At 62.5% G+C, this 25,354-nt stretch carries 26 protein-coding genes; 2 read left to right on the top strand and 24 right to left on the bottom strand.

The annotated features are described in order from the left end of the window. Window positions 1-114: 114 nt before the first annotated feature. From groL to VES88_01820, 18 genes are all read right to left on the bottom strand, one after another. Window positions 115-1,752: a chaperonin GroEL gene (gene groL / locus VES88_01905; GenBank protein ID HYN80230.1), complete on the bottom strand. Its 1,638-nt coding sequence runs from the start codon at window positions 1,750-1,752 to the stop codon at window positions 115-117. 23 nt (window positions 1,753-1,775) lie between these two features. After that, window positions 1,776-2,078 carry a co-chaperone GroES gene (locus tag VES88_01900; protein HYN80229.1) on the bottom strand — a complete coding sequence of 101 codons (303 nt, stop codon included), beginning with the start codon at window positions 2,076-2,078 and terminating at the stop codon, window positions 1,776-1,778. Between the two features lie 177 nt (window positions 2,079-2,255). Then, the gene (locus VES88_01895) at window positions 2,256-2,816 is read right to left on the bottom strand and encodes a hypothetical protein (protein HYN80228.1); all 561 of its coding nucleotides are present in this window, start codon (window positions 2,814-2,816) and stop codon (window positions 2,256-2,258) included. Between the two features lie 77 nt (window positions 2,817-2,893). Next, window positions 2,894-3,667 carry a type III pantothenate kinase gene (locus VES88_01890; protein ID HYN80227.1) on the bottom strand — a complete coding sequence of 258 codons (774 nt, stop codon included), beginning with the start codon at window positions 3,665-3,667 and terminating at the stop codon, window positions 2,894-2,896. Beyond that, window positions 3,664-4,419, bottom strand: coding sequence for a biotin--[acetyl-CoA-carboxylase] ligase (locus VES88_01885; protein HYN80226.1), 756 nt, complete (start codon window positions 4,417-4,419; stop codon window positions 3,664-3,666). The genes VES88_01890 and VES88_01885 overlap by 4 nt, the downstream gene beginning before the upstream one ends. Beyond that, window positions 4,406-5,209 (bottom strand): undecaprenyl-diphosphatase UppP, encoded by an 804-nt coding sequence (uppP, locus tag VES88_01880; protein HYN80225.1) that lies wholly within the window; start codon window positions 5,207-5,209, stop codon window positions 4,406-4,408. The genes VES88_01885 and uppP overlap by 14 nt, the downstream gene beginning before the upstream one ends. Further along, window positions 5,206-6,348, bottom strand: coding sequence for an N-acetyl-alpha-D-glucosaminyl L-malate synthase BshA (gene bshA, locus VES88_01875; protein ID HYN80224.1), 1,143 nt, complete (start codon window positions 6,346-6,348; stop codon window positions 5,206-5,208). Before bshA ends, uppP begins: the two co-directional genes overlap by 4 nt. Then, window positions 6,345-7,283, bottom strand: a complete 939-nt coding sequence (gene miaA, locus VES88_01870) for a tRNA (adenosine(37)-N6)-dimethylallyltransferase MiaA (protein HYN80223.1) — start codon at window positions 7,281-7,283, stop codon at window positions 6,345-6,347. Before miaA ends, bshA begins: the two co-directional genes overlap by 4 nt. Beyond that, window positions 7,270-9,009: a DNA mismatch repair endonuclease MutL gene (gene mutL / locus VES88_01865; protein ID HYN80222.1), complete on the bottom strand. Its 1,740-nt coding sequence runs from the start codon at window positions 9,007-9,009 to the stop codon at window positions 7,270-7,272. Before mutL ends, miaA begins: the two co-directional genes overlap by 14 nt. A gap of 4 nt (window positions 9,010-9,013) precedes the next feature. Beyond that, on the bottom strand, window positions 9,014-10,636 hold the full coding sequence (locus VES88_01860; GenBank protein ID HYN80221.1) for a VWA domain-containing protein: 1,623 nt from the start codon (window positions 10,634-10,636) through the stop codon (window positions 9,014-9,016). Further along, the gene (locus VES88_01855; protein HYN80220.1) at window positions 10,633-11,622 is read right to left on the bottom strand and encodes a VWA domain-containing protein; all 990 of its coding nucleotides are present in this window, start codon (window positions 11,620-11,622) and stop codon (window positions 10,633-10,635) included. The genes VES88_01860 and VES88_01855 overlap by 4 nt, the downstream gene beginning before the upstream one ends. After that, entirely contained in the window at window positions 11,619-12,578 is a 960-nt protein-coding gene (locus VES88_01850) for a hypothetical protein (protein HYN80219.1), read from the bottom strand. The genes VES88_01855 and VES88_01850 overlap by 4 nt, the downstream gene beginning before the upstream one ends. Beyond that, window positions 12,575-13,624: a DUF58 domain-containing protein gene (locus tag VES88_01845; protein HYN80218.1), complete on the bottom strand. Its 1,050-nt coding sequence runs from the start codon at window positions 13,622-13,624 to the stop codon at window positions 12,575-12,577. The genes VES88_01850 and VES88_01845 overlap by 4 nt, the downstream gene beginning before the upstream one ends. Next, a complete protein-coding gene (locus VES88_01840) occupies window positions 13,621-14,595 on the bottom strand; it encodes a MoxR family ATPase (protein HYN80217.1) in 975 nt (324 codons plus the stop codon). The genes VES88_01845 and VES88_01840 overlap by 4 nt, the downstream gene beginning before the upstream one ends. A 46-nt stretch (window positions 14,596-14,641) precedes the next feature. Then, a complete protein-coding gene (locus tag VES88_01835; GenBank protein ID HYN80216.1) occupies window positions 14,642-15,358 on the bottom strand; it encodes a pseudouridine synthase in 717 nt (238 codons plus the stop codon). Then, the gene (gene scpB, locus VES88_01830; protein HYN80215.1) at window positions 15,358-16,032 is read right to left on the bottom strand and encodes an SMC-Scp complex subunit ScpB; all 675 of its coding nucleotides are present in this window, start codon (window positions 16,030-16,032) and stop codon (window positions 15,358-15,360) included. Before scpB ends, VES88_01835 begins: the two co-directional genes overlap by 1 nt. Next, a complete protein-coding gene (locus VES88_01825) occupies window positions 16,007-16,753 on the bottom strand; it encodes a segregation/condensation protein A (GenBank protein ID HYN80214.1) in 747 nt (248 codons plus the stop codon). Before VES88_01825 ends, scpB begins: the two co-directional genes overlap by 26 nt. Continuing rightward, entirely contained in the window at window positions 16,741-17,424 is a 684-nt protein-coding gene (locus tag VES88_01820) for a site-2 protease family protein (GenBank protein ID HYN80213.1), read from the bottom strand. The genes VES88_01825 and VES88_01820 overlap by 13 nt, the downstream gene beginning before the upstream one ends. 84 nt (window positions 17,425-17,508) lie before the next feature. Here VES88_01820 and VES88_01815 point away from each other — a divergent pair, with 84 nt between their 5' ends. Both VES88_01815 and rpsT read left to right on the top strand, forming a co-directional pair. Further along, on the top strand, window positions 17,509-18,903 hold the full coding sequence (locus VES88_01815; protein HYN80212.1) for a hypothetical protein: 1,395 nt from the start codon (window positions 17,509-17,511) through the stop codon (window positions 18,901-18,903). Window positions 18,904-19,147: 244 nt separating this feature from the next. Further along, window positions 19,148-19,387, top strand: a complete 240-nt coding sequence (gene rpsT / locus VES88_01810; protein HYN80211.1) for a 30S ribosomal protein S20 — start codon at window positions 19,148-19,150, stop codon at window positions 19,385-19,387. A 61-nt stretch (window positions 19,388-19,448) separates the two neighbouring features. Here the strand turns inward: rpsT and VES88_01805 are convergent, their stop codons facing one another. The 6 genes from VES88_01805 to VES88_01780 all read right to left on the bottom strand — a co-directional run bounded on the left by VES88_01805 (window position 19,449) and on the right by VES88_01780 (window position 25,351). After that, entirely contained in the window at window positions 19,449-20,540 is a 1,092-nt protein-coding gene (locus tag VES88_01805; GenBank protein HYN80210.1) for a hypothetical protein, read from the bottom strand. Between the two features lie 9 nt (window positions 20,541-20,549). Further along, window positions 20,550-21,890 (bottom strand): dihydroorotase, encoded by a 1,341-nt coding sequence (locus tag VES88_01800; GenBank protein ID HYN80209.1) that lies wholly within the window; start codon window positions 21,888-21,890, stop codon window positions 20,550-20,552. A 22-nt stretch (window positions 21,891-21,912) separates the two neighbouring features. Further along, window positions 21,913-22,905, bottom strand: coding sequence for an aspartate carbamoyltransferase catalytic subunit (locus VES88_01795; protein ID HYN80208.1), 993 nt, complete (start codon window positions 22,903-22,905; stop codon window positions 21,913-21,915). Beyond that, complete coding sequence (pyrR, locus tag VES88_01790; GenBank protein ID HYN80207.1) at window positions 22,902-23,468, bottom strand: bifunctional pyr operon transcriptional regulator/uracil phosphoribosyltransferase PyrR; 567 nt, start codon at window positions 23,466-23,468, stop codon at window positions 22,902-22,904. The genes VES88_01795 and pyrR overlap by 4 nt, the downstream gene beginning before the upstream one ends. Window positions 23,469-23,540: 72 nt before the next feature. Beyond that, window positions 23,541-24,431: an NAD(P)-dependent oxidoreductase gene (locus tag VES88_01785; GenBank protein ID HYN80206.1), complete on the bottom strand. Its 891-nt coding sequence runs from the start codon at window positions 24,429-24,431 to the stop codon at window positions 23,541-23,543. Next, window positions 24,428-25,351 (bottom strand): serine hydrolase, encoded by a 924-nt coding sequence (locus VES88_01780; GenBank protein HYN80205.1) that lies wholly within the window; start codon window positions 25,349-25,351, stop codon window positions 24,428-24,430. Before VES88_01780 ends, VES88_01785 begins: the two co-directional genes overlap by 4 nt. Between the last annotated feature and the right edge of the window lie 3 nt (window positions 25,352-25,354).

The raw sequence follows: 25,354 nt of genomic DNA, 5'->3' as shown, positions 1-25,354 counted from the left end.
GTCGCGAATTTCCGGTTTTCGCGGTCAATCCGCAATCCGCGGCTGAGAACAAACGATGAGCAAAAAGAGAGGGGCCGCTTTCGCGACCCCTCTCTTTCCATCCAAAGCGAGCGACTAGTACATCCCGCCCATGCCGCCCGGCGGACCACCTGCCGAAGCGTTGTTCTGCGGCTCCTTCTTCTCGACTATCAAGGCTTCGGTCGTGAGAAGCAGGCCCGCGATCGACGCCGCGTTCTGAAGCGCGGTGCGTGCCACCTTCGTCGGATCGATGACACCGGCCTCGACAAGGTTCTCGTAGTTGTCGGTGAGAGCGTTGTAGCCGAACGAGGGGTCCTTCGAGAGACGGACTTTCTCGACGACGATGCTCCCCTCCGCACCCGCGTTCTGGACGATCATCCGGATCGGCTCCTCGATCGCCTTACGAACGATCTCGACTCCGATCTGCTCGTCAGAATCCTCGAGCTTGAGCTTTTTGAGCGCGGGCTGCGCACGGATGAATGCCACGCCGCCGCCGGGGACGATTCCCTCTTCCACCGCAGCACGCGTTGCGTGCAGCGCGTCCTCGACACGAGCCTTCTTCTCCTTCATCTCGCTCTCGGTCGCCGCCCCGACGTTAATTATCGCAACACCGCCCGCGATCTTCGCCAGGCGCTCCTGCAGCTTCTCCTTGTCGTAATCCGAGGTGGTCTTCTCGATCGCCGCCTTGATCTCCTTGATGCGCCCCTGGATCTTGGCGTCGTCGCCACCGCCATCGATCAGCGTCGTGTTGTCCTTGTCCACCACGATCCGCTTGGCCTTGCCGAGGTCGGTCACGACAACGTTCTCCAGCTTGAAGCCGACTTCCTCGCTGATGACCTGTCCGTTCGTCAGGACCGCGACGTCCTGCAGCATCGCCTTCCGGCGATCGCCGAAGCCTGGCGCCTTCACGGCGCACACGCGGAGCGTTCCGCGCAGCTTGTTGACGACCAGCGTAGCCAGCGCTTCACCTTCTATGTCCTCGGCGATGATGAGCATCGGCTTGCCGAGCTGTGCCACCTTCTCGAGAATCGGGAGGAGATCCTTCATCGACGAGATCTTCTTGTCGTGGATCAGGATCAGCGCGTCCTCGAGGACGGCTTCCATCTTCTCCGGATCGGTCACGAAGTAGGGCGACAGGTAGCCACGGTCGAACTGCATGCCCTCGACGGTCTCCAGAGTCGTCTCGAGGCCCTTGGCTTCCTCGACGGTGATGACGCCGTCCTTGCCGACCTTCTCCATCGCCTCGGCAATGAGGTCACCGATTTCCTTGTCGTTGTTGGCGGAGATGGCGCCGACCTGGGCGATCTCCTTCTTGCCGGTGGTCGGGACGCTCATTCTCTTGAGCTCCTCGACTACGGCGGCGACACCCTTGTCGATGCCGCGCTTGAGCGCCATCGGATTGACGCCCGCGGTGACGTTCTTGAGACCTTCACGGAAGATGGCCTGGGCGAGGATGGTCGCGGTGGTGGTGCCGTCGCCAGCGATATCGGACGTCTTCGTAGCGACTTCCTTTACCATCTGGGCGCCCATGTTCTCGATGGCGTCGGAGAGCTCGATCTCCTTTGCCACGGTGACGCCGTCCTTGGTGATGGTCGGTGCACCGAACTTCTTGTCGATTACGACGTTTCTGCCCTTGGGGCCGAGGGTGACTCTGACCGCCTCGGCGAGCTGATCGACACCGCGCTTCAGGGCTGCGCGGGCGTCAACGTTGAAATGGAGTTCTTTGGCTGCCATGTTGGATTCTCTGTCGTTTCAGGTTAGCTGATGACCGCGAGCACATCGGACTCGCGGAGAATCAGGAGCGATTCATCGTCGATGGTGACCTCGGTGCCGCTGTACTTTCCGTAGAGGACCTTGTCGCCGACCTTGACGGTCATCGGGACGAGCTTGCCGTCCTCATACTTGCCGGGTCCGATGGCGACGATCTCGCCCTGCTGCGGCTTTTCCTTGGCAGTGTCGGGGATGAAGAGTCCGCCGCGCATCTGCTCGGTCTCCTCCATGGCGCGAACCACGACCCGATCGGAGAGCGGAGTTACCTTCGTTGCTGTTTTTGTGGCCATATGGTACAACCCTCCTGCTTGAAATGGCGGTGAACGGGAGACGAAAAAGGGCTGTTAGCACTCCTCAACCGCGAGTGCTAACAGCCCTGAAGCTACCAAGTTCTGCCGGCTAATTCAAGCGGTCAGGCCGCATTCCGCTGCGGCTCGCGCCTGCCGAACCCTCTGAGTCGGAAGCGCCTACCGGACCGGAAACATCACGTGAGCGTGAGGCGTGCCCGCCATCATCACGTATGGCCCCATCTTGCTCGGCCGAACCGGGACGCCGGCCAGCATCTTCGAATCCGGGAAGACCACCATTATGTGGGGGCCCTGGTAATGCCACTGGTTGTCCGGTGTGGGGCCTTTGGCGCCCATCGGATCGGTGTTGCTCCCCCACTCGTCGGCAGTGAGCATGTAGGCGTAGCCAACCTGGCTGATCTTCGGCTCACGAGTCTCCACAGCCGCCGCGAACCATTCCTGCCACTGCGGGTCGAGGCACATCGCGTTGTTCTTCTTGTATTTGGTCGGAGGCTCGCTGGGCAGGCAAACCCATCCATTACTGCCCTCTCGAAGGACGGCCATCTTCCCGTCCTTGCCGGGCCAGTTCTTGACCGTCGCGTTACGGGTGATCGACGCCGGGCCTGCAGCCATCGCCTGGCGGATCTTCGCCGCTTTGGTCAGCTGAGCGGCCGAAACCGAAGGTATGATGGCCGCTACGATCACTCCGACAAGAGCGATGGAAACTGCTTTCCTCCACATGTGCCCCTCCATTTGACGTGCGCCTGGAACACGACGATACCCGATGACATCCCTGCAATACCAGCGCCAGTTGCCGGTCATGCCGTCGCGAGCAGTTCGTAGCCGAGCCGGACCCCCTGCAGCGTGAGGAAAGCGTCCACTTCGTCAAAAGTTTCGCAGTAAGGACGGAGGGTCTCGGCAAGGCCGCCGGTGGCGATCACAAGGGGATTCGGGACCGCCCATTCCTTTTTGATGCGCCTGACCAGCCCGTCGATCGAATCGGCGGCGCCGTAGAGCACACCCGACTTTATGCATTCGTCTGTGCGCGTACCGATGACCTTCTTGGGCGGCGAGATCTCGGTGGCCGCAAGCTGCGCCGTGCGCCGAAAAAGCGTTTCAGCCGATGTGCCGACGCCTGGCTGAATGACGCCTCCGATGAACGACCCGCTCGCAGTGATGCAGTCGTAAGTCGTCGCGGTCCCGAGATCCACCACTATTGTATCGCGCTTGCGCAGGCGACTCACCGCAAGCGTGTTTGCGACGCGATCGGCTCCCACCGTGAACGGCTCGTCCACTTCGAGCTTGATCGGAAGCGGAGAATGAGCGTCGATGATCAACGCTCTCTTTCCGAAACACTCGAGGCAGGCGTGCGCGAGCGTCTGTGTAACCGGAGGGACGACCGAGCAGATCGCCGTGCCGGTCACCGCGGCGATTTCCATCCCCGCAGCCTGAAAGAGCGACCGCAGAAGCAGGACGTATTCGTCAGGCGTCCGCGGGAGATTGGTCGTGAGCCGCCAGTGCGGCCCGACGACGGCGCCGTCGAACATTGCGGCGGTTGTCTCGGTGTTTCCGATGTCGAATGCGAGAATCATGATGTCTGGTCGAGGATGAGGGAGCCTGTGCGGAATCTGGCGACCGAGTCGGCAAGCGCAACGAGCAGCTCCCCCGAAGCATTGATTCCGCGAACGATTCCCTGAGCGGGCTCGCGGCAGTGGTGGCCGCGCGCGAGGTCTCGTGTGTCGAATTCCAGCAGCTCGAGCCGTGTGAGCTCACCGGTGCATGGAACCGCGCTGCGCAGCGCGGGAAGCAGCTCGGTGAGAACGTCAATCCGTCGCGTGCCAGGATCGAGAGCCGCAGCGCCCGGCACATCGGTGGGTCGGGCAACGTTGATTCCAATTCCAACCGCGACCCATTCGAGCTTCTGCTCCCGCCACCTCGCCTCGATGAGGATTCCTCCGAGCTTGCTCCCGGCGACGTAGAGATCGTTCGGCCATTTCAGGCGGATGGGCTCGTCGGCAAAAACATCGAGAGCGCGCGCTGCACGAATTCCCGTGCGCAGCGAGAGCACTTCGAGCCCGGATCCGTCGGACGGGCGCTCGATCAGCGTGAGCCAGAGACCGGTCCCCGCAGGCGACACCCATGTCGATCCGCCCCGTCCCCTTCCCTCGGTCTGCCGGTCCGCAATCACGAGTGTACCCGAGGGTGCTCCTTTAGCCGCGAGAGCATGAGCGACGTCGAGCGTAGAGCGAGTCTGCTCCAGCACCTCGACTCGCGGCAGGCCCAGCTGGGCGGCGAGCTCGGTGGCCGAGTATCCGTCGAGGCAAAACTCTTCAGCCGCGGACATAGAGAAGGCCGAGCACTATTACACCGAGAATGACGCGGTACAATGCAAAAATTCCGTAGCTGTGGCGCGTTACGTAGCGTAGGAGAATCGCGATCGCTAGCCAGCTGCTCACCGCCGCAGACAGCACACCGACGACCAGTGGCGTGCTGATCCCGCTCTCGCGAATGACTTCGGGGCCCTTCAGAGCGATTGCAGCCGCAGTGATCGGCATGCTCATCAGGAAGCTGAACACGGCAGCGCTCTCACGGTTCAGACCAAGCAGCCGTCCGGCGGTGATTGTCGATCCGGATCGCGACACACCCGGCACGAGCGCGACGACCTGCGCAACTCCGATCAGGACCGCGTCGATCCACCGCATGGTCGTCAGGTCGCGTGTCATCCGGGAATACCGATCCGCCGCCCACAGAATCACGCCCATCATGATCAGGGCAGTTGCAGTCAGTGCCTGCGCCCTGAAAACCGTCTCGGCCTTTTCCTCCAGAAGCAGGCCACCGATCGCGCCGGGTATCGTCGCGACGATCAGAAAGATGACGCGCTTCTCCTCGACGGTCTCCACACGCCGCTTCCGGATCATGGAGATCGTTGCAGCAATCAACAGGGCCCATTCCTTTCGGAAAAACCAGAGCACAGCGATGAGCGTCCCGAAATGAAGTGCAACGTCGAACGCAAGGCCGCGGGCCTGCCATCCAAAAAACCACGGGGTCAGGGCCAGGTGCGCCGAGCTGCTGATTGGAAGAAACTCAGTGAGTCCCTGAATCAGCCCGAGGACGAGCGCCTCGAAGCTCGTCACGCTGCGGCGTCAGCGGCGAGAGACGTCAGGTACATCTGCTCGTACTGGCTCACGATCTCATTCTTCGAGAAGCGAGCGCGGGCATCCGCGGCGCCGATCTCGCTCATCGCCTGCCACCGCTCGGGGTCGTGCAGAATATCGAGAGCAAGTCGCGCCATCCCATCGACGTCTCCCACCTCGCAGAGAAATCCCGTCTCTCCGTCGCGCACCACTTCGGGCAGGCCTCCAGCCCTCGTGCCGATCACCGGAACCCCCGACGCCAGCGCCTCGAGCGCGCTCAGACCAAACGATTCGCTCTCCGACGGCAGCAGAAACACATCTGCGGTAGCGAGGAGAGGAGCGACATTGTCGATCTTGCCGAGAAACGATACCGACGTTTCAACGCCGAGGCGCCGCGTCTCTTCCTCGGCTGCAACGCGGTCGGGGCCGTCACCGATCATCAGCAGCCTGCTGGGTATATCCTCGTTCACGAGCGCAAAAATGCGAATGATGTCGCGAACGCGCTTTACCTTCCGGAAGTTCGAGATGTGCATCAGAACCGGCTGCGCCTTCGGGAACTGCTGGTTCATCGACGCCGCATAGCGCTCGCGGCTATAAACATCGGGGTCGATGAAATTATGAATCACTTTCACATCGCACGCGGTGCAGCCGAACGCGTTGTAAGTCTCCCGCCGCAGAAACTCCGAGACAGCGGTCAGCCTGTCTGATTTCTCGATCGAGAACTTGGTGATCGCGTTGAACGATGGATCCTGGCCCACGAGAGTGATGTCGGTTCCGTGAAGCGTCGTGATGACCTTCACGTCCTGCCGCTGCTGGCGAAGCATCTCGCGCGCGATCCAGGCGCTGGTGGCGTGCGGTATTGCGTAGTGGCAGTGAAGGAGCTCGAGACCGTGACTGAGCACTACCTCATGCATGCGCACCGCGAGCGCCAGATCATAAGGCGGATACTCGAAGAGGGGATATCGCCCGACGTCCACCTCATGAAAGAACACATTTGGTAAATACGCCGGCAGCCTGAACGGCTGACGATAGGTTATGAAATGGATCTCATGGCCGCGCCCCGAGAGAGCGATGCCGAGCTCCGTCGCGACAGCGCCCGAGCCGCCGTAAGTCGGATAGCAGGTGATGCCGATCTTCAAGTGACCTCCGCCTCCCCCGTCTTCCACCAGCGTTCCACGATCGCGCCGCTCTCGGGGTCATCCGGATCGACGCGCGTGACTTTGCCGGCACCGAGCTGATGCCGAAACCATGTTCTCTGCCGTTTGGCAAACTGCCGAGTCTCAATAATGATTCGCTCCCGGGCGGATGACAAACTTGCGCTGCCCTCCGCAAGGGCTCGTACCACACGGTATCCACTGGCCTTCCATGCGGGCGCGTCAGGCGCTACGTGGGCCATCAACGATCGAACCTCGTCGACCCAGCCCGCATCGAGCATTGCATCCACGCGGTGCTCGATGCGTTGCGCGAGACGCGAGCCGGGGTCGACCACGAGGAAGCTCGGCCGAAAACGCGGCACCGTCGCGGCCTGACTGCTTGCGGATTGCTCCTGGAGATCGGTCAATCTGCGCCCAGTGAGAAGCGCTGTCTCGATTGCACGCGAGAGCTGAACTCGGCCGAGGTGCGCCTTAGCCGGGTCGAGAGTCCGGCACCATCTCCGAAGCTCCGCGAGAGGAAGCTGATCCATAGCGCTTTCCAGCGCGTGCCTGCGAGCCGCATCGAGCGGGGGCGCGTCGAACAGCGGCTCGAACAGAGCACGCATGTAGAACCCTGTGCCGCCGGCAATCAGCGGCACTCGCCGCTCGCCCTCTGCCTCGGCAATCCACGCGCGCGCTTCGTTGGCCCACACGGATGCAGAGTACCGCTCCGTGGGTTCCGCCAGGTCGATGCCCCTGTGCGGAACAGTGCGTATCTCGGCGGGACCCGGCTTCGCTGTGCCGATGTCGAACCCGCGATAGATCTGTCTGGAATCGGCGCTGATGATCGTCGCGCTGTATTCGAGCGCAAGTCGAAGTGCAATTTCCGATTTCCCCGCGGCTGTCGGGCCGCAGATGACACGGACCCTATCGCCGGCCAAAGCGGCGGTCGAGCTCGTCCCACGTCAGCTGCACGATAGTCGACCTGCCGTGAACATCGTGCGCCGGCAGCTGAGTGTCGCGCAACGACGCGAAGAGTGAGCGCATCTCCGGAGTGGAAAGCTCCTCTCCCGCTTTGATTGCGGCCTTGCACGCAACCGTCGCGGCAAGGTGCTCGTGTCGCGTGGCGGTTCCGGCGACCCGATCGCCGGTGAGCGCATCCAGCGTCTCGCGCAGACAGCGTTCCGCATCGAAGCGCGAGTGCGGCATCGGAACGCTGTTGACGATAAGTGTGCTCCCTCCGAAACCCTCCACTTCGAAGCCAAGCTTCTCGAGGTAATCCCGATTTGCCTCGAAGGCATCGCCTTCTGCCGGCCCGAGATGCAGCGTGATCGGGAGCAGGAGACGCTGCGCCGGCGCACGTCCGGTCTCAAGCGCTCTCATGAACTCCTCGTACAAAACACGCTCATGCGCCGAATGTTGATCGATCAGAACGAGTCCGTCCGCATGCTCGAAAGCGATGTACGTTCGTTTGAACTGAAAAAGCGGCGGAATCTCCTGAGGAGATCGCACGGACAATTGCGTTTCGTCGTCTTGAAGGTCCGTCGCGCCCGAAAAAAGTGGCTCGCGGTCGACCTGTGCCGGTGAGAGAATCGAAACACCCTCGATCGAAGAGCTCCTGAAATCCATCCCGCTGCGGTTCGTCGTCGCGAAGTAGCTGCCGCCAACCATTGCCGAGCTGTCGAAGGTGCCGAGTGCCCGGCGCACAGCCGCTTCAACCGCGCGCTCGACCGGCCACCTGTCCCGGAATCGCACCTCTGCCTTCGCTGGATGCACGTTCACGTCAACCGCATTCGCCGGGAGCCGAACGTCGAGAAAGAGGGACGGACGCAGTCCCGCAGAAATCGTGGAGCGGTATGCAGCCTCCGCGGCCCTCACGATCCCGTTGTCCCGAATCGAGCGTCCGTTCACAGCGATGAACACGCGCCGCGTCGTCGTCCCCACATCCGCCGGGCGCTCAGCGAGACCGCTCACCTGAACGACACCGGCGACATCGTCCACTTCGAGCAGACTCCCGGCGTATTTCCCGCCCCAGATTCCGCTTACACGAGCGCGAAGGCTCGAAACCGGCGGAAGGGAGAGAACCTCCTTGCCGTCGTGCGAAAGCGAGAACCGAACATCGGGACGACTCAGCGCAACACTGTTCAGTGTTTCGGTGATTGCGCGCCACTCCGAGCGCGCGCTGCGCAGAAACTTTCGCCGAGCCGGAACGTTATAGAAAAGCTGTTCGACCTTTACAGTCGTGCCCTTTCGGCGAGCTGCCTCACGCGTCGCGGTCACGACGCCTCCGCTCGTCTCGATCGCCACCCCGTGTCCGTCGGCCTCGGAAGTCTCCATCGCAAAACGCGAGATCGACGCAATCGCGGGCAATGCCTCTCCGCGAAACCCGAAGCTCGATACCCCGATGAGATCGGCAGCTGTCCTTATCTTCGACGTCCCGTGGCGGACGAGCGCGAGTGACGCATCCTCCCGGTCCATGCCTGAACCGTCGTCGCTCACACGGATGAGCTTGTGACCCCCTTCCTCGACGGCGACATCCACCGTCGTCGCGCCTGCATCGAGCGCATTCTCCACGAGCTCCTTCACTACGGAGGCAGGGCGTTCGACTACCTCGCCCGCGGCGATCTGGTCGGCGACTGCGCCCGGCAGAACCTGAATCAGCGGCAAATCGCTACCAATCCTTCCCCGCGGGCGGTGGTCGCGGCACGTTCTTTTTTTGCTGCTTGCCCTGAACGTCCTGCTCTTCCTGCTCTATCGCGTTCAGGATCTGCTCTGCGCGCTGCTCGTTCATGCCGGGAATTGCCCGCGGTGCCGGCCTCGATTCCGCGTCGGCCGCAGGCGTTGGCTGTGGAGCCGGCGATTCTCCTCCCCCGCCACCGCCTCCCCCACCGCCTCCACTGCTCTTTTTCTTCCGAAGGGCCAGCTCGTAATTCCATTTGGAGTCGCGGTCGTCAGGACGCATCGTAAGTACGCGCTTGTAGACGGCAAGCGCACTGTCGAGAGGCGTCGTGGCCGAATCGCCGGTCGCGGCCAGTCCCACGGTAAGATGCACATATCCTTCGTTGAAGCCCGCGCGGTACTTCACAGCAGTATCTACCGACTCGGCCGCTCGATGGAGCAACGGCACGGCAGCGAGAAAGGAATCCGGCTTCTGGATGAGCGCCGTGCCACGATTGTACAGGTCGATTGAAGCGCGGTCGCGCTTTGCCGGAAGTTGGCAACCGCCCAGAAAAAGAGCCGCCGAGGCTGCGGCAGTCATCGCGGGTGCAGCGAGTCGGCGCCGGCGCGGCTGTCGTGCGCCGAGGAACGTGTCCAGAAGGAGAAGCAGCAACGCGGGAATGAGGAAAATCTGGAACTGCAGGCCGAGGTTTGCGCCCGTGGTGATCGAGCGCTGCTGCGTGCGGAGTGTAGAGAGCAACCGCCGGACCGCCGCAGCACGATCGGCGTTCCCTGCTTCGACGAACAAGCCGCGTCCAGCTTCAGCAGCCGCGCTGAGGAGGTCCGGATTGTAGCGCGTTATGACGACCTGCCCGCTCTGATCCCGCTTCTGCGTCACAAGCCCGTTCTGCCGTACTGGAATCGTCGATCCGGCCGGCGTACCGAATCCCACAGTGATGACCGTTGCACCGGATTCGGCGGCCTTCTTTGCCGCTTCGGTCACTGCCGATTCATCCTCGAACGCCTCTCCATCACTCATCACAATTATTGCTTTTTCGGCCTCGGATTTTGCTGACGCCAGGAGACGCGACGACATCGTGATGGCACTCGCGACCGAGCTCCCCGACTGTCCGACGACCGTCGGATCGAGATTGTCGAGAAACAAGTTGAGTGCTGCATTGTCAACTGTTAGTGGGGTAAGCACATAGCTCGACCCGGCAAACGCTACGAGCCCGAAGCGATCGTTGGGCGAAAGGTCTCTCAAACGGTCCACAACTTCCTTCATTTTCGCAAGCCGATCGGGGGTCTCGTCTCGCGCCAGCATCGATGTCGAGGCGTCGAGCGCCAGAACAATGTCGATGCCCGCCTGGTTTACTACAGTGCGCTCGACTCCCCAGCGTGGGCCAGCGAGCGCGATGGCTGCGAACAAGACTGCCAAGCCGAGCCGGACCGGGCGCCAACGCGAAGCACGCACGGTTTCCGGCGCAAGACGCGCGACCATCTGCGGTGTACCAAGATGCGCGAGTCGCCGGGCGCGAACGCGGCGCGCGTGGATGATGAGCCAAGCCGTCGCAATCGGAAGCACGACGGCGAGGGCAAGAGCCCACGGCCACGAAACGAACCGAAGATACATCATGGTATCGGCGCCTTCCACGCAACGAGAGCGAGCTCCCCGAGCAATGCAATGAGCGCAATCCCGACGAACCAGCGGTAGAGCTCCGTGTAGCGCACGTACGATCGCGATTGAACCGGAACGCGCTCGAGCAGATCTATCTGTCCGTAGATCCGCTCCAGGGCTGCTGCGTCCCGGGCGCGGAAATATCTGCCCCCGCTCAAGGCAGCAACCTGGCGCAGCAGCGTCTCGTCGATTCGAACCGGCTGCAGCTCGAAGCGAAGGCCGAAGACACCTCTCCCTACGGGTACGGGGGCAAGTCCTTCGCTGCCGACGCCGATTCCGTAAATCTTTATCCCGTAAACCGCGGCTGCCCTGGCCGCCGAGAGAGGATCGACGTCTCCGCGGTTATTCACTCCGTCGGTGAGAACGATCATCACTCGCGACCTTCCGGGGGCATCGCGGAGACGATTGGCGGCCGTCGCGATTCCCATCCCGATGGCGGTCCCATCCTCCAGCTGCCCCGCCTGAAGATTGTCCACGGACTTGAGAATCACGTTGTAGTCGGTCGTGAGCGGCACCTGTGTGAGCGCTTCCCCGGCGAACGCGACAATTCCGATGCGATCCGACTGTCGTGCCATGATGAACTGCTTCACCTTCGCCTTCGCTACCTCGAGACGATTGTTCGGACGGAAATCCTCCGCGAGCATCGAGCTGGAGAGGTCGATCGCGATGACGATGTTGATGCCCGATGTCGTGATGTTCTCGACGCGCGCGCCGGTTCGCGGGCGCGCAAGCGCGATGATGAGTGACGCGAGAGCAAGATTGCGCAGCACGAAGATCGCGCGGGCGATAGCGCGCCCGGCCCGAGGCCCTCGTGCGAGCACGCCCGTGCGAGAGAAGACAATCGCACCCGGTGCATGGCGCCGGCGCCAGAGCCACCACAGCGGGAGCAATAGCAGGAGCGGCAGCGCTTCGGGAGTCTGAAGCTCGAGACCAAGAACGTTCATGCGGCCTTTTTCTCCACCGTTTCCTTCTCGAGCTGGAGGAAATGGTCCTCCACTGTCCGCACGATCGTTCGCGCGTGCGCGCCAATCGCCTGCGCATCCGCGGGCGACACTCGCTGGCGCGCGAATTTTACGAGGTCCGCGTTTGTAAGCAGGTGCTCGATTCCGCTAGCGTGAGGGCGAATTGATGCGGCGGCAGCCAGAAGCTCGCTTGTCGTCTGCGAGCGCTGAACGCCTTCAACTCTTGCTGCGAGGTAGTCGCGCATCACATCGGTCATGAGCGCGACGTGCCTCTCGGGCTCGCCAGTCTCTGCAAGCCGCATTGCCTCGATGCGCGCGAATTCGCGCTCCGCAGCCTCGAATGGAGGCAGTGGTGCGGCGCGCCGGCGCCGGTACCAGCGCCACAGCCACCAGGCCAGGAGCGCCAGCAATATCGCCGTGAGCAATGCGAGCCACGGCAGCCAGTTGAACGGCGGAATTACAATAACCGGACGAGGTGGCTTCGGTTGTCGAAGCGTCGTATCCGCCGGCAGCACCGAGCGAACGAACACTGTCTGCGAGTTGAGCGAGATGTACGCAGTTCGTCCGCCTACGGTGACCGCGATATTTCCAAGACCGAGCGGCTGTGGTCCCACATCCCACGCAGCGAATCGGTAGGCAGCGGAGCGGGTGGTACCGATGGAATCAGTCCTCGCCGAATCCACGAAAGGCGCGCCAACGATCTGCGCGGCGGTGGGGGACGTGGCAACTCCACTGTCCACGGCAAGTGGGAATTGAATGTTCGCGCCAGCCGGTGCACGAACCTTGAGCAAGACGATGAACCTCTGCCCGACCGTCACGGTGTCAGGCGTCACTCGCGCACCGAGCTGCACAGGGAAGAGCGAGCTGATCGGCGGCGCTATGGGCGGACGCGACTGCGGCGCAATCTGCAGCAGCCAGAAAAGCACGAACGACATCATCGCCGGCGGGCCTGTGTTTCCCGGGACCGGAAGAATCTGAGCAGCGGCTCGATGTAGTTGCCGTCGGTGCGAACCGGCACTTCGTCGATGGCGAGGCGGCGAAGAAGGTGGCGTCGCTCATCGCGCTCAGTCGTCACGCGCTTCGCGTACTCGTCGCGTACAACGGCTGAGCTCGTATCTATCTCGATGTGCTGACCGGTTTCCGGGTCAACGAAGCGCGCCAGACCAATGTCCGGCAGGTCCCTCTCACTCGGATCGTCGACTGTGACTGCCACAACATCATGACGCTGCGACAGAATCTTCAGCGAATGCTCGATGTTGTCGGCCACGAAATCCGAAATGAGGAAGATGATCGCCTTCTGCTTGAGCGTCCGCGCGAGGTGATCGATGACCGCGACAATGTCCGTTCCCTTCCCTGCGGGCTCGAACGACAGGAGGTCACGCATGATTCGAAGGACGTGCTTGCGTCCCTTCCTCGGCGGAACGACGTACTCGATGCGGTCTGTGAAGAGTATGACGCCGACTCTGTCGTTGTTGCGCACCGCCGACATCGCGAGCACGGCGGCCAGCTCGCTTGCCAGTTCGCTCTTGAACCGGTTCACAGTTCCAAAGCGCTCAGAGCCGGAAAGATCCACTGCAAGCATCACTGTGAGCTCGCGCTCCTCGACGTAGCGTTTGACGAACGGCCTTCCCATGCGCGCAGTGACATTCCAGTCGATGATCCGGACCTCATCGCCGGGCTGATACTCGCGGACCTCGGAGAATTCCATCCCCTGGCCCTTGAACACGCTGCGGTATTCACCGGTAAACACCGAGTTGACGAGTCCGCGCGTGCGCAGCTCGATGAGCTTTACCTGCCGGAGTATTTCTGCGGGAACTCCCTTTCGGATCGCCTCTCCGCCGGCTTGCGCGGCGTGTCCGGTGGTGCTGAGCCGCTCAGCCGGGGAAACGGCGGGAGAAGCAGAGCGGGGATCGAAAACCTGGGCGACGCGAGCGGGTTTCTGGCCCCGGCGCCACCGGGCGATCGAGAGGCGGCGCGGGCTCACGGCGTTGCGATGGCGTCCAGCACACGCGTCACGATCGCGTCGCTGGTCACCTCTTCGGCCTCTGCCTCGTAAGTCGTCAGCACGCGGTGCCGCAACACGTCGGGCGCAATCGCCTTCACGTCTTCGGGGGTCACGAACGCTCGCCCGCGCAGGAAGGCGTGTGCTCTCGACGCCTGTGCAAGCGCCAGTGTCGCACGTGGGCTCGCTCCGTACTCGATGAGCGGCGCCAGATCCTTGAGTCCCGACTCCGCGGGAAAGCGAGTCGTGTGGACGATCTGGACGATGTAATCAACAATGCGCTCATCCATGTACATATCGGCAATGCGATGGCGAGCTGCCATGATCTCCTGCGGAGTCGCGACGTGGCGGACCGGGATCGCATCCCCGCTCGCCATGCGGCGAAGAATTTCCTTCTCCTCTTCTCGCGACGGGTAACCGACGTGAAGCTTCAGCATGAAACGGTCGACCTGCGCCTCGGGGAGCGGATACGTTCCCTCCTGCTCGATGGGGTTCTGCGTCGCAAGAACCAGAAACGGCTCCTCGAGCTTGTACGTCGTTCCACCGATCGTGACCTGCTTCTCCTGCATCGCCTCGAGCAATGCCGACTGGACCTTTGCCGGTGCGCGGTTGATCTCGTCCGCAAGAATGATGTTTGCGAAGATCGGACCTTTCTTGATGCTGAACGTTCCCTTTGACTGATCGTAGATCTGGGTGCCGAGTATGTCGGCAGGGAGCAGATCGGGGGTGAACTGAATTCGCTGGAAGCTCGTGCTGATTGTCTCGGCGAGAGTGCGCACCGCGAGCGTCTTGGCGAGTCCGGGCACACCCTCCAGGAGAACGTGCCCGCCCGTGAGAATGCTGATGACCAGTCGCTCGATCATGTAGTTCTGGCCGACAATTCGTCGGCCCACCTGGTCGACGACGTCGTGCATCAGCGAGGTATCGGCTGTGGGCGGCGCTTGTGTTGCCACGTTGCTCTCCAGGTGTGGGTTAACCCGTATGTTTTCCCCTTATGTGCTACTCTATGATCGCGGCAATGATATCGCGTTCCCGCCCGGTGAGTGCACGAGTCGCGCCGGACGGAAGGTCGCCCAGCTTGACGGGACCAAATTGCGTGCGCACGAGTCGTTCGACGCCCAGCCCGAGTGCCTCGCACAGCCGTCTCACCTCGCGCGTGCGGCCCTCGGCAAGCGTTATCTCCAGCTCCCAGAGACCCCTGCTCAAGTTGTGCGCGCGAACGTCTAGCGGCTTCACCCAACCGTCTTCGAGTTCTACACCGGTTCGTGCCGCGCGGACCGCCGCCGCCCCGTCCCCGCGCACGGTCACGAGATAGGTCCGTTCGACCTCCTTGCTCGGATGTGTCAGCTTGTGTGCTGCTTCCCCGTCGGTCGTGAAGAGAAGCACGCCTTCCGTCATGTAATCGAGACGGCCTACATAAGTGAGCCCGGGTTTCTGGGGGACCAGGTCGAAAACGGTGCGACGCCGGCGAGGATCTGTCTTCGTTGTGAGAACTCCGGCGGGCTTGTTGAGGACAATCCAGAAATCGGCGCCCCGCGTCGCGAGCGGCTTTCCGTCGACCGTTATCGTGTCAGCGTCGAGGTCGACGGTCTGGCCCGTTTTTGCCGTTTCGCCGTTCACCAGAACGCGCCCGGCAGCCACCAGCTCTTCGGCGCGACGGCGTGAGGCGATACCCGCTCTCGCGAGCGCTCTCTGAATCCGCATTACGTCAGGCATCAGGCCTGAGCGTCCGCCAGCCGGTGCTGCTCTGTGTTTTCGTCTGCGGGTGAATCTTCAGACTCGGCAAGCTTCAGCGGCTCCGCATGCGGCTCGCGCGGAATTGGTGTGTCGCTCTGCGGCGTAACGGGTGGCGCGTTCGGATCACGCAGAGCAATTGCGAGCTCGGCTCCCCGCGGGAGCTCCCCGAGATGGCGCAGCGCGAATTGCTCGAGGAACAGTGAGGTCGTCCCGTAGAGCAGCGGCCTCCCCATTCCCTCGCCGCGCCCGACGACTTCGATCAGCTCCCGCTCGTGAAGCGACTTGAGCATCTGGCCGGCGCCGACGCCGCGAATCTCTTCTATCTCCGCGCGTCCGATGGGCTGTCTGTAGGCGATGATCGCGAGCGTCTCGAGGGCGGGCGCCGAGAGTCGCTGCGGACGCGCGGCGAGCTGCGCGCGCTCGATGACTTCGGTGAACTCCGGGCGCGTGAGTATCTGCCATCCGCCCGCCACTTCCATCAGCTCGACACCATGTCCATCCTCGTCGTAGTGCTGCCTAATCTCTCCCAGGGCAGCGGTGACGTCTTCCGGAGAGGTCTCATCGTCGGCGACCATGGCTCGAAGGTCGTCGATGGGGACAGGATGCGCGCTCGCGAAGAGCGCGGCCTCAAGCAGCTTCGCTAGTGCCGTCACCTGTTATCTCCACTGAGCCGAATGGGCGCGGCTGTGCAATTCGCAGCTCACCCGCTTTTGCAAGCTCGAGCAGGGCGAGCAGAACGGAAAGGACCTGCCACGGCTCGGCGTCGCTCGGAATGACGTCGCGCCATCGTGCGCGCGCGCGCAACGCGAGCACGGCGCGGACCGTCGACATCGCACCCTCGACGTCGAGAGCGCGAGGAATAACACTGTGCATGTCCGGAATCTTCGCACCTCTCAGCACGCGATCGACGGCGCCAAGCAGCTCGCTCACGGAAACCGAAAGCGGGCCAACCGGCGCAGTCGCGAGAAGGTTCTGCGGAAGGTACGCGCGAGCGAACCGATTGCGCCGGTCGTTGCTGCGTACCTCGAGAATGTCGACGACCTCGCGCATCTGCTGGTACTCGAGCAGGCGTCGTACGAGCTCCGCGCGGGGATCCTCCCACGGCTCGTCGCCTTCGCGGCGCGGCAGGAGCATCTGCGCCTTGATGCGCACGAGGCGGGCAGCCATCTCGAGATAATCCGCAGCCTCGTCGAGTGCGAGCGTCGAAATCCTCGCGAGGAACTGCTCCGCGATTCTCGCCACGGGAATATCGTAGATGTCGATTTGCTCGTCGCGGATGAGCGACAGGAGGAGATCGAGCGGACCCGAAAAGTGAGTGAGCTCGACCACGAAGACCTCGTCTTCGTGGCTCAGCGGCTGCATCACGTAGTCCATTGGCTCGGAATTATGTAAGGAGAAACAATGCTCATCAGAGCCGAGTGGACGGCGTAGACCGGAAAGAACCAGAGGTTGAGAATCGGCCTGCCGATCGCGATCAGAATAAAAAGTATGATCATCCCGTACCTGCCGAGCTCCTGATACTTGAGGGCCCATGCCGGTGGCAGGAGGTACTTCATCACATGCGATCCGTCGAGCGGAGGAATCGGGATCAGGTTGAACGCCGCGAGCGCGAGATTGAGCAGGATGCCGTACATGAGCATGAGCTGCAGCACCGACGCCCCGGCACTGAGTCCGGGAATTCTGCCGCCCAACAGGCCCACGATGAGAATAAGCGGGACGCAGAGGAACGCGATGACGACATTCGTCGCGCATCCGGCGAGTGAGACGATGATGTCGCCTCTCTTGAAGTTGCGGTAGTTTCGCGGATTCACCGGAACAGGCTTCGCGCCGCCGAATGCAATACCCGCCGTGATGAACGTGAGCAGCGGCAGGATGATCGTCAGAAAAGGATCGATGTGTTTGGCCGGGTTCCACGTGAGCCGGCCGAGCTGGTAGGCAGTGGGGTCACCATTCCTGAGTGCCGCGTACCCGTGGGCATATTCGTGGGCGACCATCGAAAAGAGCAGGACGGGCGCGATCAGAACGAATGTCTGGAACTTGTCCAATGTCGCTCGTGTGAAGGTCCGGTATTATTGCGCGTGGAAGTTACGCAATTTATCCCCGCGTAGCATGTGAAACCTGGAGGATCCATGTCGAATCGATCGCGCGGCATCCCGGAGCTTGCGGGCGTCTCGACCTACGCCGACGCAGCCCGCATTGGTTTCTCGGTCGAAGAGAACGTTCGACAGCTGCTGCGCCTCCACTGGGCGGAGCGCAAAGTGATGCGGGCCCTCGTCGCGCATATCACTTCGACACCCGAGTGGGAGGTAAAGTGCGCGATGTGTCTGCATCAGTGGTACTGCGCCGAGCATGCAGACCTTTTGCGAAAACGGATTGGCGAGATGCGACACCCTGCACCGCCGCTCGACAAAGCGCCTGATGCAGCTCTCGACGCATTTCTCGAGGAGCTTCTGCGACCGGAGAATACCGTGGAGCTCCTGAGCGGGATATACGGTGTGGCCCTGCCCGCCATCCGCGATGCTTACCGCGCTCACATCGCGCGGACGAACCCTCTCGTCGATCAACCGACAAAGCGTTTGATGCGGACCATCGTTACGGATCTCGATGAGGTAATCGAATGGGGCGAGCGCGCAGTCGCGGCTACTGTGAGTCGCGGCGACAAGACGGATCTTCGCGAGCGCGGCGCTCGATGGGCGTCTCATCTCCAAGCTTATCTCGGAGCGGCGGGAGGAGTTGCCGGCGATGCCGACCTCGTCTCGGGAGAGGCGGAGTCGCTGCCTTCCCCGCGGGCCACGGAACCCTTCGCAGCGGATTTCCACCCAGCCAGAGACGACCGATTCTCAGGACTCTACAACTTCAACTTTCCGCCGCATCTCGTTTACAACGCCGAGGGAGTTCCAGCTGACGAGCGAAACCTCGCGCTGCTCTGCAAGCGAACTCTCGAGATGGACGTCCCCGAGATGATGGCGTCGTTCATGTCGGAGCGTACGGATCAGCCGTGGGAATTCCATCATGACTACTCGCGCCAGCTGTGGGACGAAGCGCGTCACGCAATGCTGGGAACTGTCGCGTTGGCTTCACGCGGGCTCGATTGGACCGGCCTTCCCCTCAACGTCAGCTTTGCCCTCCGGCTGAACCAGCACGCGACGCCACTCGAGCGGCAGATTGTTCTATACGCAATCGAGCAATCGCTAATGCCGGGAGAGACCGGGAAGCGCTTCGAGTATGAGACGGCGATTGAATCCGGCGACGCGTTGTCAGCGCATTTTCACGATTACGACTGGGCCGACGAAGTCCTCCACGCGCAGATCGGGCGGCGAGCCATCGCGCGAGAGGGAATCTCACAGAAGGAAGCCATGGAACGGGCTCAGGAAATTCATGAGCGAACGTGGGCGACGCTCTCTCAGTACGCCGGTCGTGAGCCTCAGGTTGACTGGTGGCCCGATTTTGTGAGGGAAGCACTCGGGAAGGAGAGCGCAGCTCGTGCTGAGGAGCTGGGAGAGCCACAGATTTTCGCTGAGTAGAACGAAGTTCTACACAGAGAAACACGGGTGCGAGGTGACGGGAGCCGAGGCGAGAGGCGGCAGGTGAGGCACCAGGCAATTCTGAAACCTCGCCTGCAACCTCGCGACCTGGATTCCTCGTGCCCGGCACCTGTGGTTCTCTTCCTGGTTGTGCTGTTGCGGCGAGTTTGACCCTGCAAGCCAATCCCGATAGCTTTAAGGGTTACAAAGTTGTGTGCATTCAACACCGTTAAGAGAGATCGAATTGCCTAATATTGCGTCCGCCAAGAAGAACATGCGTAAGTCCCGCGCCGCTATGGCGCGCAATCGCGCGCAGCGCTCGGCGCTCCGCACCGCCCTCAAAAAAGGTCATTCACCCGAAGTCGACGCGGCCGACCGACTCACTGCCGTGAAGCTTCTCGACCGCGCAGCGCGCAAGGGACTGATCCATCCTAATGCAGCCGCTCGTCACAAAAGCCGGATGGCGAAGAAAGCCGCGAAGTAAGAACTCCTGTTCGACAGTCATTGAAAAGGCGCCCTGAGGCGCCTTTTTGTTTTTGCCGCAGCTACATCGTCGCGAGCTCGCCCCCGCAACGCTCGCAATACCACTCCGTCGGATAGTTCGCCGTACCGCACTCGGGACACTTCAGTGTCTTGTTGACCTCCGGCCGCGCATCGGCCGGGGTGCGAATGGGCTTCGAGAATCCAGATGATATCTGCGCGTCCTTACCGGTTGGGGTGTGGCGCTTGTTCCGCGGAGGCGTAGGCGTCCGCGGCGGTGCCACAGGCGTGGCGGACGGACGTGGCTCGGCGAGCGCAGCGTCCATGTTTGCAGAAATCGGCGGCGACGCTGTTGGTGCGGCCGCACCGGGAGTATCCGCCGCAGCCGGCTGTGCGCGTGGCGGAGCGGACGCCGGTGAATCGAACGGACGCTGGCTCGTTTTGGCCGCGGCAGGCTCTGGACGCGCCGCAGCAGCAGGCGCCTGCTCCACTATGTCTCGGGCGGGCCAGCCCGCATCGCTGAATTGCTTTCGGGGCGCGGGCTCCTCGATTCGATCAGCTCGGACGAAAGCGGAAGGTCCTGCTGTCGTTGGCTCGGTTGCCTGAGCCGCCTCTGCGGGCTCTTCCTTCTCGGCTTTCGGCGCGTCAGCTCGCGCCGAGTCAGTCTTCGCGGGTTCAGAAACCGGCAACGTTGCCGCGCCGCCTTCGACCGAAGGCGCCGTAACCTCGCTCAACTTTCTGATGCTCTCCAGCTCGGCGAGCTGAGCCTCGAGTGAAGCCCGATCGGCGGCAATCTTGTCGAGCTGGCGCTTCGAATCCGCCTGCATCGACTCCCATTGAGCCACGTCGTACTCGCCTACTGCGGCGCGCAGCTCCGCCTCAGACATCGCGTCGCGTTTGGCTTCTTCTTCCTTGGCGACTTCGCCGAGGCGCGACGAAAGCGCCGCGATGCTGAGCTGCAGCTCCTCGGCGTGGCCTCTGATCTCGCCAACTACCCTGTCGAGCCTGCTGCGATAATCAGAGTAAACGCGATTGAAAACGTGCTCGACGGTCCCGTCGCGCTTCGACTCGAGCGTCGAGATCCATTGATCGTACTGCTGCCGCTCCGCTATCAGGGCGCGCAGAGCATCGAGCGCGTTTGTCTTCGACTTGCTCATCCCTCTACCTCATGATCGCGCCGGCTGCAAACGCGCCGCCGCTGGGCTCTCCATTTGATAAACAATCCTGCCTCCAACAATTGTACATACGGCGCGGCCGGAAAGCGTCATGCCGGCATACGGAGTATTGCGTCCCTTGCTCAGCATCTCTGAAGGATCGACGGTCCATTTCATGGCCGGATCAAACACCGTTATGTCCGCCTCCGCGCCGCGGCGCAAGGTCCCTCCCTCGAGATTGAATACCCGCGCCGGTGAGCAGGACATTCGCTCGACCAGCATGGCGAAGTCGAGGGTTCCTGAATCGACGAGGTGAGTGACTACGACTCCGAGCGCCGTCTCCAGCCCGATTATTCCGTTTGGTGCATCGGCGAACTCCCGCTCCTTTTCGTCGTAATGATGCGGGGCGTGATCCGTCGCGATGAGATCGATTGTGCCGTCGCGCACCGCCTCACGCAGCGCCTCGACGTCCGACGTCGTGCGCAGCGGAGGGTTCATCTTTGCGTTTGTATCGTACGCGCCAACACGCTCCTCGGTGAGTGAGATGTGATGTGGGCACACCTCCGCCGTGACATTGATGCCGCGCTCTTTTCCCCAGCGAATGAGCTCCACCGACCCGCGCGTGCTCATGTGAGCCAGATGAACGTGACCGCCCGTGCGGCGAGCGAGAAGAATGTCACGTATCACCATGATCTCCTCCGCTTCCGCCGGAATGCCCTTCAAGCCGAGGCGGGCGCTGACGATCCCTTCGTTCATCGCGCCGCCGTGCGCGAGAGTCGGCTCCTCGCAGTGGTCGATTACCGGAATGCCGAAAGTTCGCGCGTATTCGAGCGCTGTCCGCATCAGCTGTGCGCTCACCATAGGGCGCCCATCGTCACTCACCGCCACCGCGCCAGCACCGACCATCTCTCCGAACTCGGCCAGCGTCTCTCCACGCTGGCCAACCGAGATCGCGCCGATCGCATACACTCTTGCAGCAGCGGCTCGATTCGCTTGTCGGATGACGAATCCCACCGCTGCCTGATTGTCAGTGACCGGATCGGTGTTCGGCATCGCGCAGACTGCGGTGAAGCCGCCGGCGGCTGCGGCCCGGGCACCTGTCGCAATTGTCTCGACGTCCTCCCTGCCCGGCTCGCGAAGATGGCAATGGACGTCTATGAAGCCCGGCGACACGATGCATCCCGAGCAGTCGATCACCTCTACGTCGTCGGCGTGTCCGACGCGACCGCTGACCGCCTCCACCTTTCCGTTTTGAACCAGGAGATCGCCAGATTCGTCGAGATTCTGAGAAGGGTCGAGAATGCGGCCGCCTGTGAGAAGAAGCGGCTTCGACTCGCGCGTCAATTCAGGCATGCGCGGTGGCGTTTCGATGAGCTCATGCCGCTTCTGTCATTTCCGCGCCGCCCCGGCGCCCCGTGCCGCCCTTCGCCGCTTCGGCGAGCTCCGGTCGCCCACCCGAGAGCAGGTACAACACAGCCATTCGAACCGCGATGCCGTTGGTCACCTGATTCAGAATCACGCTGTGCGGTCCGTCGGCAACGTCGGAGTCGATCTCGACGCCGCGGTTCATCGGGCCAGGATGCATTATGAGAATGTCGCGCGGCGCGCGCTCGAGCCGCTCACGGGTTACCCCGAATACGCGGTTGTATTCGCGGCTCGAGGGGATGTAACCGGCTGTCATACGCTCGAGCTGCAGGCGGAGTACGTTCAGTGCATCAGCCCACTCGATCGCTTCCTCGATCCTGGGGATGACGCGCACGCCGAACTCCTCGATTGCGTTCGGCAGCAGCGAACGAGGGCCGCACACCGCGACCTCCACGCCGAGCTTCTGAAGACCCCATATGTTGGAGCGCGCGACACGCGAATGGAGGACGTCCCCGCAAATGCAGACGCGGCGACCCTTCAGGTCCCCGAAATGATCGCGGAGCGTGAGGAGATCGAGCAGGCCCTGTGTCGGATGCTCGTGCGTGCCGTCCCCGGCGTTTATCACGTTCGACTCGATGCGCTCGGCCAGAAACTGGGCGGCGCCGGAAGCTCCGTGGCGCATAACCACCATGTCTATCCGCATCGCTTCCAGATTTCGCGCCGTGTCCACCAGCGTTTCGCCTTTGAGGACGCTCGAGCCGGACGCGGCGACGTTCACCGTGTCCGCGGACAGCCTCTTTTCGGCGAACTCGAAGGAGATGCGTGTTCGCGTCGAGCTCTCGAAGAAGAGATTGACGATCGTCTGGCCGCGGAGCGCCGGCACTTTCTTTATCGCGCGCTCGCTGATTTCCTTGAACGGCTCGGCGGTATCGAGAATGAGGAGTATCTGTTCGCTCGACAGCGGCTCGAGGCCGAGGAGATCCTTGCCGAGCGCGCTTGTCACGGCTCGTCTTCGCCTGCGGCCGGGACGATGACGACGGCCGTGCGACCGTCGAGGTCATCGACCATCACGTCCACGCGGTCGCCCGGCTCGATGAGCACGCGCTTGCCTACGATGTCGGCATGAATCGGTAGCTCCCGGCCGCCCCGATCGACGAGGACTGCGAGTGCAATGCGAGCGGGTCGCCCGAAATCCGCGAGCTCGTCAAGAGCCGCGCGCACGGTGCGGCCGGTATAGAGAACGTCGTCGACGATGACGACGTTCATCCCTTCGATGCCCCATTGAAGACTGGTGGGGCCGACAACCGGGCGTGGACCGATCGTCTGGAGGTCGTCGCGGTAGAGCGTTATGTCGAGTGAGCCCTGAGGAACTTCGACGCCCTCGCTCTCCTCGATGAGATTGACGAGCCGGCCGGCGAGCTGCACACCGCGCCTCTGAATCCCGACGATTATGAGATCGGCCGTACCGTCATTCAGCTCGACGATCTCATTGGCCATTCGCTTCAACGTCCGCTCGACCGCGTGTGCAGAGAGGACGGTTTTCTGTTCGGTTGTCCGGGCTGGCATCAGCTCACAATATGGCTGGAAACGGGGCGTAATCAAAGCATTCGTGCGCAGCCACAAAGAAGCGTCCCATCCCTATTGGATCGTCACCCCAGCCCGTTTCTCGACGACCTTCGCCGCTTCGACATGATCTGCCTCCTCGCCCAGCTCGACATGAGCTTCGTGAATCAGCTGCGCGGCCAGATCGATCAGTGGAATCGGTGTGCCCGCCTCTGATGCGAGCTTCGTCGCGATGCCAATGTCCTTGTCGAGCAATGCGAGCCGGAACGTGCGCGGAAATGCGCGCGTGAGAACGCGCTCCGGGAAAAGGTTCTGAGACGCATTCGAGCGGCCGGCAGAAGCGTTGATGACGTCCAATGCAACTGAAGCGCTCACTCCGAGTCGCGTCAGGGCCGCGAGCGCTTCGGCCGTCGACAAGACGTGCACCGCGAGAAGCGCATTGCTTACCGCCTTGACCGCGTGGCCAGATCCGACGGGCCCGCAGAGCACAATCTTCTTTCCGAACGTTTCGAGCACCGGCCGCGCTCTCTCCAGCATTTCCGAACCACCACCGCACATCACTGTGAGGGTGCCGGCCTTCGCGCCGACGACGCCACCACTCACCGGTGCGTCGATGAACGCTACGCCCTGCCCCGCCAGGGTCTTTGCAAAGCCTCGTGACTCAGCGGGGTCGCCCGAGGTGCAGTCGACGAGTATCGAGCCCCTCACCACCGCGGCGAGGAGACCGTCCGGGCGCTCGAGGACCTCGCGGACCTCGCGTGAAGATGGCAGACAGGTAATCACGACTTCCGCTGTTCTTGCGGCATCCGCAGGCGTTGCCGCCGCTCGAGCTCCATGCAATTCCGCGAACTCAGCCGCCTTGTCCGCAGATCGATTCCATACGACGAGGTCGAACGGCGGCTTTGCGAGATGCTGCGCCATCGGCATCCCAATCGCCCCGAGACCTATGAACGCGACTCGCGTCATCTTCCGCGGGTCGCATGTGTGTAAACCAGACGCGAAACGTCGGCGATGAGCGCCGAGGAGGCCTTGCCTTCCCTTATTCCGCGCGTGAGCACCACGAGCACGTAGGGCCTGCGGCCGGCGGGATAGACAATCGCTGCGTCGTGCGACACCGCCGTTATCTCGCCTGTCTTGTGCGCGACGCGCGTGCCGGGCGGAACGCCTGCCGGAATCTTCGTGTTGAATTCCTGCGCGAGCAGAATGTCGCGCATGAGTGCCGAGCTCGCGGCAGAAAGCATGCGACCGTTCTCGATCGCGGCGAGCAGAATCGCCATGTCGGCTGCAGTTGTCGTATTGATCATGCCGGCGTCGAACGCTTTCTGGTCCTCGACACCGCGCAATACCTTGGTACGCGTTGCCCCAAGCGAGCGGGCGGCCGCCGTCACGTTGGCGGCTCCGACAACCTCGATCAGCTCGTTCGTTGCAAGATTGCTCGACCGCGTGATCATCAACCTCAGCAGCTCGCGTATAGGGACGCGCTCTCCGACGCGCAGGTACAGAGTGCTGTCGCCATCGTCCTCGGGCTTCAGCGAGAAGGGTGATCCATCGGCCAGTGACCGGAATCGATTGGTCAACAGAATGCCCTGATCGAGACTGAACGCTCCCTGCTGGCTGCGCCGCAACACCTCGATCATCACAGGGATCTTCATGGTGCTCGCCGCGTGAAATACCGTGTCCGCAGCCAGCAAGAGCTGGTCACCCGTCTCCAGATCGGAGTATGCAACACCGGCGATCGCTCCCGCGTTACCCGCGATACGCTGCAGTATCGCTTCACGCAGCTGGGCGACCGAGGTCGGGGGCGACTGACTCGAACCGACGCGGGGCGCGACGCTGATCGCCATCAATGCGGCAAAGCACAGACGCCCCGACCGAGGGAGAGGCATCAA

It is taken from the genome of Gemmatimonadaceae bacterium (assembly GCA_035633115.1).
GTDB lineage: Bacteria > Gemmatimonadota > Gemmatimonadetes > Gemmatimonadales > Gemmatimonadaceae > UBA4720.
This window is presented reverse-complemented; position numbering and strand designations above follow the sequence as displayed.